The sequence below is a fragment of the Halonotius roseus genome (assembly GCF_006861655.1).
In the GTDB taxonomy this organism is placed as follows: Archaea; Halobacteriota; Halobacteria; order Halobacteriales; family Haloferacaceae; genus Halonotius; species Halonotius roseus.
In genome coordinates this window covers 912,705-925,902 of record NZ_SESI01000001.1, presented here as the reverse complement: position 1 = coordinate 925,902, position 13,198 = coordinate 912,705, and the positions used below count along the sequence as shown (strand labels likewise).

Here is a 13,198-nt window from a genome sequence, read left to right as displayed (position 1 = left end):
ACCCCGTTGCTTCACCGCAAGTGAGGCGACAGCTGGTAAAGACACTGTTGGTGTGGCTGGTGGGACGGAAGCCGACATGTTTTTAGGAGATCCTAAAGTAGTGTGACAGCAAGAACGAAGCCGCCACGGCCACCGGCGACCGTCGTCGCTGGCTGTGGCGTTGCTTCATTTCGGATCGCTATGGCAAACAACTCACTCATGCACGGCGCGGTCGCACAGGACGCCGAGCATCCGACGATGCAGAATGAGTCGGAATCGACCGTCGACGACCCGATTCTCGAACTCGATGGGGTCACCAAGGAGTTCAGCAAGGAGACCGCCGTCAACGAGATCTCCCTGTCGGTCGAACGCGGCGAACTCCTGACGCTGCTCGGCCCCTCCGGCTGCGGGAAGACGACGACGCTCCGGCTGCTGGCCGGCCTCGAAACGCCGACCGGCGGGGAGATCACGCTCAACGACGATCTCGTAGCAACGTCGGCCGAGGCGACCGATCCCGAGGAACGGGATGTGGGGATCGTCTTTCAGGATTTCGCGCTGTTTCCGCATCTCTCGGTGCGAGACAACATCGCCTTCGGGCTGCGGGAGATCGAGACTGTCGACACCGAGGCTCGTGTCGACGAGCTGCTTGCGCTCGTTGATATGCCGGATCACGGCGACAAAACACCCGATCAGCTCTCGGGTGGGCAGAAACAGCGGATCGCCCTCGCCCGATCGCTCGCACCCAAACCCGAGGTACTGCTGCTTGATGAGCCGTTCTCCAATCTCGACGTTCGGCTGCGGGTCGAGATGCGCGAGGAGGTGCGGTCGATCCTCAAGGAAGCCGGCGTCACCGCGATCTCCGTGACCCACGATCAAGAAGAGGCGCTTTCGATCTCCGATCGCGTCGCCGTGATGAACGACGGCGAGATCGAACAGCTTGGTCGGCCCGAGCGGGTCTTCGAGCAGCCGAAATCCCGGTTTGTGGCCTCCTTCCTCGGGCGGGCGAGCTTCCTGACGGCGTACGTCCACGACGACACCGTCAAAACCGGGATCGGTGGCTTCGATGCCCGAACGCTCGACGGTTACGCCGCCGAGTACGAGGGGATCGCTGTCGACGTGCTTGTGCGGCCTGACGACCTGCGGGCGGGTCGGGCCCACGAGGAACAGACCGACGGCGAGGTCGTCTCCCGGCAGTACGTCGGCCCATCGTTCATCTACCGGGTCGAACTCGACAGCGGCGATACGATCCACTGTCTGCACAACCACGTCGAGGATTTCGAACTCGGCGAGCGCGTGACCGTCGATCTCGTTGCCGACCACCCGCTGGCGTGGTATCCACGCCCCGGTGTCGACGGCGAGCAGAGCTGTTCGGTCTCCGAAAACGGCGACTTCTGTTCGTTCACCGAGAGTCTGTAGCTGGCAGGCGGCTCACAGCGCGATCAGCGGGAGCCCAAAGACGACGAGCAGGCCAACAAGCAGAATGAGCCCGCCGGTCGTCGCCTGCTGGCGGGTAAACGCCTGCATCGGGGCGGTGACACGGTTTGCAGTCCCCTCCTCGTGTCGGTCGAACGGATCCTCATCCTCGTGGTCGTGTGCGGTCATTAGCTCACTGTTAGCCACTATTGTACTAAAACACACGCATCGCTACGAGGGCGGTATTTCGATACGACCAGCCAAGAAGGTGAGTCGCCCGGCCGACTAGACCACGACCTGGCGGCCTGCGAAAATCGAAGATTTTCGGGCGACCAGAAGCTCCGCTTCTGGTAGACTGAAAGGGCGAGGCTCTCCCGGCGAACCCCGGCGACGCAAGCACCGTAACGAGCGAAGCGAGTGAGGAGCGCAGCGAGCCGCGGGAGCCGAGAGAGCCGAGGGCTTTCAATACCTGCTTCCCGTCTGTAACGACTTCGCTGTATCTGATCGCTACAGTCGCCGGAAGCATAGGTATTAACGCAGTCGGACGAACAAGGTGAGATATGACAGAACCGACCGCTGACGAACAGCTTATTGACCGTGCGTGGTGGAAAGAGTCGGTAATTTACCAGATATACCCACGCAGCTTCAACGATACCAACGATGACGGCGTCGGCGACATCCCGGGGATCATCGAGAAACTCGACTATCTTGACGATCTCGGCGTCGACATCATCTGGCTCAACCCGGTCTATGAGTCACCGAACGCCGACAACGGGTACGACATCGCCGACTACCAGTCGATCATGGACGAGTTTGGCACCATGGAGGACTGGGAGGAACTCCTCGATGGCCTGCATGATCGAGGTATCAAGCTCATCATGGATCTCGTGGTCAACCACACCTCCGACGAACACGAGTGGTTCGTCAACGCCCGCGATCCCGACAGCGAGTACCACGACTACTACATCTGGAAAAACGGCCGCACCGACATCGACGGCTTCACCGGCCATCTCGGTCCCGAGGACGAGGCCCCACCGAACCAGTGGGAGTCCTTCTTCGGCGGCCCCGCGTGGGCCTACGACGAAGAGGTCGGCAAATGGTATCTCCACCTGTTCGACGAGAAACAGCCCGACCTGAACTGGGAGAACCCCGAGGTGCGCGACGAGATCTTCGAGATGATGGAGTGGTGGCTCGACAAAGGGATCGATGGCTTCCGAATGGACGTGATCAATCTGTTGTCGAAACCCGACTCGGTCACCAAACACGATCCACCACAGAACAGCACGCAGGTCTGGGAGACCTTTGACGGCCCGCGGATGCAGGAGTTCCTCGACACCATGCACGACCGCGTGCTGGCGGATCAGGACGTGTTCGCCCTCGGCGAGATGATGGGCCGGATGGATATGGAGACCGCCATCGACTACGTCGGCCGCGACGGGCCCCTGTCGACGTTGTTCCACTTCGACCACGTCCTGCTCGATCACGGTGGGAAGATCTGGGAGACCAACGAGTGGACGCTCAACGACCTGCGGGACTCGTTTAATCGCTGGCAGTACGGGCTGGCCGACGACGGCTGGAACAGCATCTACCTCAGCAATCACGACCAGCCGCGACTCGTTTCGCGGTTCGGCAACGACGACGAGTACCGCGAGGAGTCCGCGAAACTGCTGGCGACGCTGATCTTCACGCTTCGGGGGACGCCGTACATCTTCCAGGGCGCGGAGATCGGTATGACGAACTACCCCTTCGATTCGCTGGATGAGTTCCGCGATGTGGAGACGATTAACCCCGTTCGGAACGCCCTCGAAAGCGGCGAGATCGATAATTTCGACGACATCAAACACGGCCTGCGGCACAACAGCCGCGACAACGCCCGGACGCCGATGCAGTGGGACGACAGCGAGCACGCCGGCTTCACCGACGGCGAGCCGTGGATCGGCGTCAACCCGAACCACGACGAGATCAACGTCGAAGCCGCCCGCGACGACGAGGATTCGATCTGGCACTACTACCGCGAGCTGATGGAGCTTCGGAAGGACAGCGACGTGAGCGACGTGATGGTCTACGGCGACTACGAGGTGCTGATCAACGACCACGAGGAGGTCTGGTCGTACGTGCGCACGCTGGGCGATGAGCGACTGCTGGTCACGCTCAACTTCGCCGAGTGGGAGAGCCACACCTGGATTCCGGAGTACGAGGTCGATTTCAACCCCCACGACATGGAGGCCGAACTCCTGTTGTGTAACTACGGGGCCGACGAGCGCGCGACCGATGTCGACGCCGAAGCCTTTGATCTGCGGCCGTGGGAAGCGCGGATCTATCGGCTGAAATAACGCGCAGCCTGCGGCGACTGTTGGTGAGCGAACCAACAAATTTACACTGATGGCTCACAAACCAACAGTCGAGGATGGGCCTCACGGACGACGAGTTAGATGGGTTCACATTCCGAAAGCGGTACGCAGACGGGACGTTCATCCGGCTGATGATCCGCCGAACTGCGGCCGACGCGTACCCTTCGGGGTGGCGATATGCGCTCCACTACGGTGCGGTCGCTACCGATGCCATCGATGGGCCAACGCTCGACGACGGAACGATCCGGCGGTACGATAACGCCCACGAGGACACCAAGGGCCACGAACTCCACGTTGCGCCCGATCCCGCGCCAACGACGATCCAGTTTCCCGGCATGGTCGAACTGTACGACCGGTTCTGGAACGAAATCCCGAAAGCCCGAATCGATCCGTGAGGTTCCAACGGTGATACCATGACACTATCCGACGCTTTCGACGACACCACGACGGCCGACACGCTGCTCGTCACGGTACAGTCCGACGACGACCTCTACCGCGACGGCCGCGAGGCAATCGAGCGGCTGCGCCGTGGCGACGGAGTCGACGACCCCGACAGGTTCGCCTTCGAGAGTTCCGACCTGCTGTTCGAGACGTTCAATCCGCGCACGATGGCGTTGCTCGAAACCATCGCCGACGCCGCCCCCGAGAGCATCCGTGAGACCGCGCGGCTCGTCGACCGCGACGTGAAAAACGTCCACGAGGAACTCTCCGAACTCGAACGGCTCGGCGTGATTCACTTCGAGACGAGCGGGCGGGCGAAACAGCCGACCTTTCCCTACGAGGAAATCCTGATCAGTCTCCCGTTCGATCACGACGGGACTCGGGATACTGCCCACGCAGAGCCATAGGAGAATTGCCGAAGCCTTCAATCTGCGGCCGTAGGGAGGGCGGCTTTACTGGCTGGAGTAGGCAGTCGTCGTCGCTATTGTGTCACCGTTTCGTCGGTGCTGGCACAGCAAACGTTACACGGACTCCCCAGAGATGAGATACTAAATGTCCGCCTCGGTGTGGTATCCCTCAGTTGCTGATGTGGTCGCTATCCACGACGCCATCGTTACCGAATATGCGGATACGCATGCGGGTATTCAGGCCCGTGGCGACATCGAGTTCGCGCTGAACTACATTGAGGACGGCCATTTCGACACCTCGCCGGAGACGATTCACGAGAAGTCATTTCATCTCATGCGGCTGCTGGTCGCTAATCACCCGTTCGTCGATGGTAACAAGCGCACCGCGCTGAACACGACTGTCGTGTTCTATTTCATCAACGGATACCGATTTGCCTACGATGCGGAAGTTAGAACGATTCTGAAACGGTTCGGAACCGATGAACAGGCTGTCGATGAGGAGGAAACGATCAGCTATCTCCGGTCTCACACTGAACAACTGGATTTGGGCGGCGAGATCGCAGACTGGCGAGACGATCTCATTGAGTACGGGATCGATCAACTGACCGGTGGCTCATCTGACCCGAACGATTAACAGCACCCAACGCGGTATTTTAGCTATGTCAACTGACGATCCCGCAGAACCGTCGTCGCCGCTTGAGGAGGTGATGGACGATATTCGCCACGAACTCGTCCAGCGAGTTGCGGCGGCTGACCGGGAAGCGAACCGAGACATCTACGACGCTCTCGAAGACGAGTAGCTGCTGTTTTTCGCCGCGCGAGTGGTATTCATCGCTCGAACCCGATTCGTTCAAACCCCCGTAGCCCAACGCTCACCCATGAGCAACGACACAGCGGAGGAAACCCACGACCACGTCGTGCCGGGCAGCGACAACGAGCCCGACACCGCCGACGTGCGCGGCTACGATTTCCGCGGCGAGTTCGATTTCGACGACCTACTGGACAGCTACGCGACGACCGGCTTTCAGGCGACCCATCTCGCGGAGGGCATCGAGATCAGCAAGAAGATGCAGGACGACGACGCGACGATCTACCTCACCTGCACCTCCAACATTATCTCCTCGGGGCTGCGCGAGGTCGTCGCCTCGCTGATCCGCGAGGGCTACGTCGACGTGTTGATCACGACCTCCGGCTCGCTGACCGAGGACGTGATCAAGAGCGCCCGCCCGTTCAAGATGGGCGAGTGGGAGGCCGACGAGGCCGAACTCCGCGAACAGGGGATCAACCGCTTGGGCAACCTCTACGTCCCCTCGGATCGCTACGTCTGGCTCGAACAGTACCTGTATGATTTCTTTGATGACTTCTTCGCCGACGAGCAGGTGCGCACGCCGACCGAGTTCGCCCGCGAGCTGGGCGAGCGGCTCGACGACGAGGATTCGGTGCTGAAACAGGCCGCCGACCACGATGTGCCCGTCTACTGTCCCGCGCTGACCGACGCCGAGGTCGGCAACTTCCTCTACTACTACAAGCAGGCCAACGATGTCGACATCGGCATCGAGATCCTCGACGACTACGACAAGCTCATCGAGCAGGGCCTGCTGGCCGACACGACCGGCCTGATCGCCGTTGGCGACGGCGTCCCAAAACACCACGCGATCATGACGAACCTCTTCCGCGGCGGCGCGGACTACGTGGTCTACATCTCGACGGGGATGGAGGGCGACGGCTCGCTGTCGGGCGCGCCGCCGGACGAAGCCGTCTCCTGGGGGAAGATCAAGGAACAGGAGACAAACTACACCCAGATCGAAGCCGAGGCGACGCTGGTGTTCCCGCTGCTGGCGGCCGCGGCGTTCCACAACCGCGACGACTAACGCGAGCGGGCGATTTTGGCGAGCAGTTCAGACAACCAATACTGCCGCGCGGGTCAGACGAGCGGTTCGACGACCAGATGCTCCGCCGCCAGTTTCGGCTGTTTGGCCCGACCATCCGTGTCGTACTCGATAATCCCGTGTTCAGCGAGAACACCCAGGTCGCGGCTCACCTGTCCGTGATCGCGGTTGAGCCGATCGGCCAGCGATTTGACCGAGTCGACAGCATCGCCATCGCGGAGATAGTCGATGATCTCGAACCGCTTTGGCGTCAACACCTCACGGGCTGTTTCGATGCTGATGACGTGTGCGCCCTCCATCCCGCCGCGTGCGAGCGCGCGGGCCATCGCGGATCGACGCTCGACCCGTTCCTCGTCGCTCGGTTGGAAGTCGGGGGTTCGCTGTGCCATTGTTGTTTCTCGTACTATTGAGTTACAACCTCAATTGTATAAACCTTCGTGTGAATCGCTTTGACCGCTGCTCGCGCGGTATCGGGCGGAGTTTTATCACCCATCCAGCGCAGAGTTCGTGGGGAATCGGTGGAACCGATGTCGTACTCGGAGTTCGCCTACACCTACAATCTGGCACCGAAGATTCGGGGACGCGTGTTCAGTATCGGCGTTCGTGCCGACCCCAGTCTCAACACTGTCGAGTCGTTTGCGGTAATCCTCTTTTTTCGACGCCGAGACGGACGCCGTATCGAAGTAGCGAAGATCGACACCGCACCGCACGACGCGGGCCGGATCCATATCGACCGCTACTACCGCGAACTGGGTGCCGACATCAAGCAATTCGACACGGGGATCGACGACTGGGTTGACGCCGAGGCGCATCTCAAAGCGAACTGGCAGCGGTTCGCCCGACAGTATTGTGATAACCATGGCAGTAAATTGCGAGCAGATGGGGCGAATAGCTGACCGGTCGAAACGGTGAAACCCCGGAGTTGTGTACAGACAGATATCAGATGACGCTCACAAAACGAATCATTCCCTGTATCGACGTCGACCTCGACGACGACGGCAACGCCGCGGTCTACACTGGGGTCAACTTCGAGGATCTGAAGTATACCGGCGACCCCGTCGAGATGGCGAAAGCCTACAACGAATCCGGGGCCGACGAGTTCGCCTTCCTCGATATCACCGCCTCCGCCGAGGGCCGGGAAACCATGCTTGAAACGGTCTCGGCGGTCGCCGACGAGTGTTTCATCCCGCTTACTGTCGGTGGGGGAATTCGAACGAAAGACGACATCAAGGAAACGCTGCGCGCTGGGGCGGACAAAGTCTCGATCAACACCGGCGCGCTCGAACGCCCGGAACTCATCACCGAGGGTGCGGAGGCCTTCGGCAGCCAGTGTATCGTCATCTCCGTCGACGCTCGCCGCCGCTCCGACGACGAGGGCGAGCATTACGTCACCGTCGATGGCGAGGAGGTCTGGTTCGAATGCACCGTCAAAGGTGGCCGCGAGGGCACCGGCCGCGATGTGATCTCGTGGGCGAAAGAGGCCGAACAGCGCGGTGCGGGCGAGCTGTTCGTCAACTCCATCGATGCTGACGGCACCAAGGACGGCTACGATATCCCGCTGACGAAGGCCGTTTGCGACAACGTCTCGACGCCGGTGATCGCCTCCTCGGGCTGCGGCGGCCCGGAGGATATGGAAGAAGTCTTCGTCGAGGCCGGCGCGGACGCCGGGCTGGCGGCCTCGATCTTCCACTTTGATGAGTACAGCATCGCCGACACAAAGGCGTATCTCGCCGACAAAGGACTTCCAATCCGGCAGTAGTTTCTGTTACGCCGCCGCCTCGAAGGCGTCTTTGAACGCGTCGGTTGTCTCCCGAACCGCGGTCGCGCCGTCGGCCAAGGCGTCCAGCGGGTCGCGGTCGTCTTCGGTCGTGATCGACAGTACGGGTTCGGTCTGGCCGCCAGACTGTTCGGGGTTCATGTTGTAGGTCGCCGCGGCGACGCCATCGGTCTCAAGGAGTTCGCCCTTCAGGACGTTCATGAATGTATGGCCCTCGCCGGCGATCTCGATCCGCAGCTCCGTGTCGGTTTTCTCGATAACACGCAGTTCCATGCGCGTCGTTTGGGCGGTCACCGTTTTACGCTTTCGTTGTCGAAAACGAGCACCTCCCGCGCCGAGCGGGCGATCGGTTGCGGGTTGTCGACACCAACCCCACCAGCGTGGTTCGTCAACACCAACCCCACAAGCGACCCGGTAAAAACGGCCCACAAGGGGCCGTCTGACTGACCAAGCCACTGTGGGAGCACTAGTCCACAGCGTGTCGGCGACACTGACGCGTCAACGCCAGTTCGCCGAAAAATGATTGTACGGATGGGCGGAAAAAGGCTTTTGACGGGATAAATATCGCCAGCTCGGTGCGCAACTCTGTGTGAAAAGAAACTAAAATACCTATATATAGTCAATCATTGTATTTGGGCCCCCTACAACGACCGTTCGTCCGCCGACTACCGCACGTAGTAGGGATCGCTTCCGGCGATGAACCGACCGAGATCACTCTCCCGACGGAAGTCTGTCGCTTGCAGCTGCTTCAGTGCGGCTTCCAACGCCGCGGCGTCGTCGGCCCCCCAGTCGGCGGGTTCGGCGATCGGCACCACAAGCCAGCCGCTGCCGCGGATCTCCGTCGCATGGAGGTCGGCCATCTCAGTTGTCGGCGTCCACGGGCGGGCGGTACAGGTTTCGAAGATGTGTCGGGTCGCGTGCTCGCCGACCGGCAACAGCACGTGAGCGGCGATCGCCCGCAGCTCGGCATCGAAAAACGGCTCCATGTCGGCGTACTCGTCGTCGGTCGGCTCGCGGTCGGCCGGGGGGACACAGAGATGGAGATAGGAGAGATACGTTGCGTTGACCGTCGGCCGATCGCCGGTCGTCGCAAGCAGCCCGCTGGCCTGCAACACCGATTGGAGGGCCTTGGAACCCGCCGTCTCGGTAAACGGAACGCCGGTGTCGACCCCGCCGTGGCTCCCTGGATGGTCGCCGATCACGTGAAAATCAGCGTTCGCATCCCCGTAGCCGGGGACAAACTGCTCGCAGGGTGGATCAAGGCCGAAGGGATTACTCGTCCGGTCGGTGACGTTTCGCACAGGCGGTCGTTGGAGCGAGCCCGCTAACTGTCTATTGGTTTGTCCCTACAGCTCGACGCCGGAGGGGATCAGACTCTGACTCCGCAGGAGCTCACCCTCGTCGTCGTAGACGAGGAATGTTCCCTTGTCGTAGGTCATCGTCTTCCCGTCGGCAAGCGAGAGCCGGATCCGGTAGCGGCTCTCGGTCGCGTCGGTTGATTTGCCGTACTCCCGGGCCGCATGGATAAACTCAAAGACATCCTCGGCGTCCTCGTTGGTCTCGAAGATGAACTCGCCGGTTAGTCGGTTGGTGACGGCGACGACGCCGGTGGTTTCGTCGGCGTCGTCGAAGGGGTCTCGGAGCCGGAAGGCGACATCGATCGCCTCGCTGTCGAGGGCTGTCCCGTCGGCACCGGTCAGTCGGTCGATCAGCTCCTCGGCCGGCCCGGAGAAGTCGATCCGCGCGATCGGCTGCTCGGGCTCGCCGTCAGCGTCCACCCAATCGAGGTTTCGCACGTCGAGGTCGAAGTGTTCACGCCGCATTCGGTACCGATAGTTCGGTTTCCGAGGGTATCAACCTGACGCCCTTCCGGGCGGTCGCACCGCTATACCTGTGAGAAATCCGAAAAATCGGATCGCGTCGATGCCGCGACGCTCGTTGCCGCTCGATGGAGAGCTACCTTACAGGCGCTCGAGGTTCGTCGCTCGCGGACCCTTCGGGGACTCTTCGATGTCAAACTCGACGTCCTGGCCCTCTTCGAGATCCGGGCCACCAACGTCTTCCATGTGGAAGAACACGTCGTCGTCAGCATCGTCAGTATCAATGAAGCCGTAGCCGCCAGTGTCGTTGAAGAAGTCAACCGTACCGTTTGCCATTGCACTCGAAGGGATGAGCCGGAGCTATGTAAATCCCCCATGAGAAATGATAGCTCGGATCGACCGGGTTGCTGCGGCTGTGTCTCGCTGGGGCCCGCAGTTGGCGGCCGATGTTGTATCCGACCAATACAGGGGTTGCTGTCTGATCTGGTAGCAAAACATGGCGGTGGTGTATCGTCAGATGGATCATCCGCGGTTGCCCGCTTCATGCCACTATTCTGACGGTCAAAACCGACGCTTTCAACCGATTCACCAGAGCCGTTCAGTGAGAGATCAGGCAGCTCAGACGTGTTTTTCGACCAGCTTGCGGGCGGTCTCGAAGACAGCATCCGCCCGCTGTGGATCTCTGGCCTCGGCGGTCACACGGATACGCGGCTCGGTTCCACTCGCACGCAGGAGAAACCAGGCGTCTCCGAGGTCGACTCGGACGCCATCGAGGGTGTCGACCGACTCGTACTCAGCTGTCACCGCAGCGGTGACTTGCTCCATGACTGCTGTCTTGTCGGTGATTTCGAGAGTCGTCCGGCGGGTCGGATACCGCGTGATACTGTCGACCTGCTCGGCGAGCGGGCCTGCCTCGGCGACAAGCTCGACCAGCTTCGCGGCCGCCAGCGGCCCGTCAGGACAGAGTGTATCCTCGGGGAAGATCCAAGCCCCACTCGGCTCCCCACCGAAGACAACTCCTTCCTCACTGGCCCGTTCGGCCACGAACACGTCACCGACGCGGGTCAACACGACCTCAGCACCGACGGCTTCGAGCGTATCTGCGACCAGCAGGCTGGTATCGACGGGGACTGCAACACGGTCACCGGCTCCGGCAGCGTTTCGGGCGAACAGCCCCAACAAAACGTCTCCGGGAACGAACTCGCCATCGCCAGTGACAGCCATCATGCGGTCGGCATCTCCATCGTGGGCGATCCCAAGATCAGCGTCGGTCGCCGCGACAGTCGCCGCGAGCGTCGAACAGTTCTCAGCGGTCGGCTCGCTGGGGCGACCCGGAAACCGGCCGTCGGGCTGGGCGTTGAGTGTTTCGACCGAGCAGCCGATCTCTTGGAGGGCTTCGACGCTGACGCCACCAGCCCCGTTGCCGAGGTCGACCACGACCGAAAGCGACGCTGATTCGGGAAGCTCCACGGCCTCGCGTATGGCGTCGACATGGCTCGCCTGCGCGCCACTCCACGAGGATCGTTGCCCGAGGCTGTCCCAGGGCTGGCGGTCGAAATCTTCCGTTCGAAGCCGGTCTTCGAGGCGATCTTCCCGGGACTGGTCGAAGGCCTGTCCGGAGGGTTGCCAGAGTTTGAGCCCGTTGTCTTGTGGCGGGTTGTGCGAGGCAGTCACTGCGATTCCGGCATCGGCGTCCTGTGTGGCGACCCCCCGGGCAATTGTCGGCGTCGACGCGAGGCCGATGTCGACTACGTCGGTTCCACACTCGATCAGACCCGCGGTCAGTGAGCCGACGAGCATCGGCCCGCTGGTGCGGGCGTCCCGCCCGACGACTACCCGGTCGGTCTCGGCTGCCACCGCGCGGCCGACTTCGAGAGCCAACTTGGCGTCGACAGCCGTGCCGACAGGCCCTCTAATACCACTGGTTCCGAAATACTCTCTTTGCGTCATTGGTGTATGACGCGAGGGCACCGAATATAAACCCCCATCCGACTGATTGGTGTTGGTTTGTGACGGTCTCACTATCTCACTTCGAGGGTGTACAGAATGTCTTCCAAAACGGATGGGCGAACAGTGCACCAATCGTTTGATCTCGGAGGGCCTGAAGCCGATCCGCAGTTGGCACTGTTCCACCGACCCGCGACCGAAGCGGTGCCGGAACTGCCCCGGGGAACGTCTGAACGAAATCGGGCCATGTCACACCGGCGGGCCGTCGGCCCGTTTTTAGAAGCCTCGCAGCGAGCAGCTGGGCGGTCGGTATCTGCCCGTCAGCAAGAGCGGCAAACGCCTCGTCGTTGACGACGCCGAAGCCAGATGGGGCTCGTGGGAGGGCAGCATGCCAGTCCAGCTCCGGCAGCAACGGAACATCGTACTCACGCGCGTAGGCCTTGATCGGGGTGGCGGTGTGTCTCCCACGAGCGAGGGCGTTCAGCAGGGCCGGATAGCCGGTCGTGAAACCGAGTGCGACATCGAACGGTTCGCTGTCGACGCGGTCGAGAAACGCCCGGAGTCGCCGATCAGGAAAGCCGAGTGTCGGAAACCGCGGGTGGGCCGGAGCTACCCAGGCGGCCTCGCGGCCGAGATCACACAGCTCATCAAGCGAGCAGGCTCGGGCGGCTGGACGCTCCTCGATAGGCAGCCCGCAGACGGTGACGTGGCTGGTGTCGGTCTCCAAAGAGGTCTCAATCCCGTTGATAACCGCCCCACGGCTGCCAGCTACGGTGAAGACGACGTGGGAGTCGAACCGGTCGACTGAGCCCCCGCGGTCGGAGACACGCTCGGCCAACCGGTCAAACCGAGCGGGAGTGGCCTGCCAGTGTTCGGTTCGGGTGAATATCAGATTGAGGTTCGGTGGAGCAGCCCCCACCATCGACACGTAATCCCCGTGGTGGATGCCGTTCGTGTGGCCCCTGACCTCGCGTTCGGCGTGGTTCGAATCCAAGGTGTGAGTGTGATGGCAAAATAAGGTTGGCATGTCCGTTCCCCTGGTCTGGACATGCTACTGATCAGAGCCGTATAACACTATCCTGATGATTGAGCCGTTATAGCAGAGACGCTGCTCGATCACGGAGTCAGTCGACAGTCGAAGATCGCTAGATGACGATGGGCGAAAGTGGCTGAA

At 61.5% G+C, this 13,198-nt stretch carries 17 protein-coding genes; 9 read left to right on the top strand and 8 right to left on the bottom strand.

Features of this window, described 5'->3' with window-relative positions; translation table 11 throughout:
* Positions 1 to 237: 237 nt before the first annotated feature.
* Entirely contained in the window at positions 238 to 1,395 is a 1,158-nt protein-coding gene (locus EWF95_RS04890) for an ABC transporter ATP-binding protein (protein WP_221886617.1), read from the top strand.
* A 12-nt stretch (positions 1,396 to 1,407) separates the two neighbouring features.
* On the opposite strand, the gene EWF95_RS13485 is transcribed toward EWF95_RS04890, so the two are convergent.
* A complete protein-coding gene (locus tag EWF95_RS13485; protein WP_185911697.1) occupies positions 1,408 to 1,581 on the bottom strand; it encodes a DUF7550 family protein in 174 nt (57 codons plus the stop codon).
* 371 nt (positions 1,582 to 1,952) lie between these two features.
* Here EWF95_RS13485 and EWF95_RS04885 point away from each other — a divergent pair, with 371 nt between their 5' ends.
* The 6 genes from EWF95_RS04885 to EWF95_RS04865 all read left to right on the top strand — a co-directional run bounded on the left by EWF95_RS04885 (position 1,953) and on the right by EWF95_RS04865 (position 6,462).
* On the top strand, positions 1,953 to 3,725 hold the full coding sequence (locus EWF95_RS04885) for a glycoside hydrolase family 13 protein (RefSeq protein WP_142442919.1): 1,773 nt from the start codon (positions 1,953 to 1,955) through the stop codon (positions 3,723 to 3,725).
* Positions 3,726 to 3,799: 74 nt separating this feature from the next.
* A complete protein-coding gene (locus EWF95_RS04880; protein ID WP_142442918.1) occupies positions 3,800 to 4,138 on the top strand; it encodes a toxin-antitoxin system TumE family protein in 339 nt (112 codons plus the stop codon).
* Positions 4,139 to 4,156: 18 nt separating this feature from the next.
* The gene (locus EWF95_RS04875; protein ID WP_142442917.1) at positions 4,157 to 4,591 is read left to right on the top strand and encodes an HVO_A0114 family putative DNA-binding protein; all 435 of its coding nucleotides are present in this window, start codon (positions 4,157 to 4,159) and stop codon (positions 4,589 to 4,591) included.
* 145 nt (positions 4,592 to 4,736) lie between these two features.
* Entirely contained in the window at positions 4,737 to 5,225 is a 489-nt protein-coding gene (locus tag EWF95_RS04870; RefSeq protein WP_142442916.1) for a type II toxin-antitoxin system death-on-curing family toxin, read from the top strand.
* Positions 5,226 to 5,250: 25 nt separating this feature from the next.
* Positions 5,251 to 5,391 carry a hypothetical protein gene (locus tag EWF95_RS13480; protein ID WP_185911696.1) on the top strand — a complete coding sequence of 47 codons (141 nt, stop codon included), beginning with the start codon at positions 5,251 to 5,253 and terminating at the stop codon, positions 5,389 to 5,391.
* Between the two features lie 78 nt (positions 5,392 to 5,469).
* Positions 5,470 to 6,462: a deoxyhypusine synthase gene (locus EWF95_RS04865; protein WP_142442915.1), complete on the top strand. Its 993-nt coding sequence runs from the start codon at positions 5,470 to 5,472 to the stop codon at positions 6,460 to 6,462.
* A 53-nt stretch (positions 6,463 to 6,515) separates the two neighbouring features.
* On the opposite strand, the gene EWF95_RS04860 is transcribed toward EWF95_RS04865, so the two are convergent.
* Positions 6,516 to 6,869, bottom strand: coding sequence for an HVO_A0114 family putative DNA-binding protein (locus EWF95_RS04860; RefSeq protein ID WP_246055631.1), 354 nt, complete (start codon positions 6,867 to 6,869; stop codon positions 6,516 to 6,518).
* A 138-nt stretch (positions 6,870 to 7,007) separates the two neighbouring features.
* Here EWF95_RS04860 and EWF95_RS04855 point away from each other — a divergent pair, with 138 nt between their 5' ends.
* Both EWF95_RS04855 and hisF read left to right on the top strand, forming a co-directional pair.
* Positions 7,008 to 7,376 (top strand): DUF7718 family protein, encoded by a 369-nt coding sequence (locus tag EWF95_RS04855; RefSeq protein ID WP_185911695.1) that lies wholly within the window; start codon positions 7,008 to 7,010, stop codon positions 7,374 to 7,376.
* 47 nt (positions 7,377 to 7,423) lie between these two features.
* Positions 7,424 to 8,239: an imidazole glycerol phosphate synthase subunit HisF gene (gene hisF / locus EWF95_RS04850; protein ID WP_142442913.1), complete on the top strand. Its 816-nt coding sequence runs from the start codon at positions 7,424 to 7,426 to the stop codon at positions 8,237 to 8,239.
* A 6-nt stretch (positions 8,240 to 8,245) separates the two neighbouring features.
* On the opposite strand, the gene EWF95_RS04845 is transcribed toward hisF, so the two are convergent.
* The 6 genes from EWF95_RS04845 to EWF95_RS04820 all read right to left on the bottom strand — a co-directional run bounded on the left by EWF95_RS04845 (position 8,246) and on the right by EWF95_RS04820 (position 13,051).
* Positions 8,246 to 8,530, bottom strand: a complete 285-nt coding sequence (locus tag EWF95_RS04845) for a DNA-directed RNA polymerase subunit L (RefSeq protein ID WP_142442912.1) — start codon at positions 8,528 to 8,530, stop codon at positions 8,246 to 8,248.
* Between the two features lie 392 nt (positions 8,531 to 8,922).
* Positions 8,923 to 9,558, bottom strand: coding sequence for a uracil-DNA glycosylase family protein (locus EWF95_RS04840; RefSeq protein WP_142442911.1), 636 nt, complete (start codon positions 9,556 to 9,558; stop codon positions 8,923 to 8,925).
* Between the two features lie 45 nt (positions 9,559 to 9,603).
* Entirely contained in the window at positions 9,604 to 10,080 is a 477-nt protein-coding gene (locus EWF95_RS04835; protein ID WP_142442910.1) for a DUF5793 family protein, read from the bottom strand.
* Between the two features lie 138 nt (positions 10,081 to 10,218).
* Positions 10,219 to 10,413: a cold-shock protein gene (locus tag EWF95_RS04830; RefSeq protein ID WP_120084710.1), complete on the bottom strand. Its 195-nt coding sequence runs from the start codon at positions 10,411 to 10,413 to the stop codon at positions 10,219 to 10,221.
* 282 nt (positions 10,414 to 10,695) lie between these two features.
* Positions 10,696 to 12,027 (bottom strand): phosphoglucosamine mutase, encoded by a 1,332-nt coding sequence (gene glmM, locus EWF95_RS04825; protein WP_142442909.1) that lies wholly within the window; start codon positions 12,025 to 12,027, stop codon positions 10,696 to 10,698.
* 76 nt (positions 12,028 to 12,103) lie between these two features.
* Complete coding sequence (locus EWF95_RS04820; RefSeq protein ID WP_142442908.1) at positions 12,104 to 13,051, bottom strand: hypothetical protein; 948 nt, start codon at positions 13,049 to 13,051, stop codon at positions 12,104 to 12,106.
* Between the last annotated feature and the right edge of the window lie 147 nt (positions 13,052 to 13,198).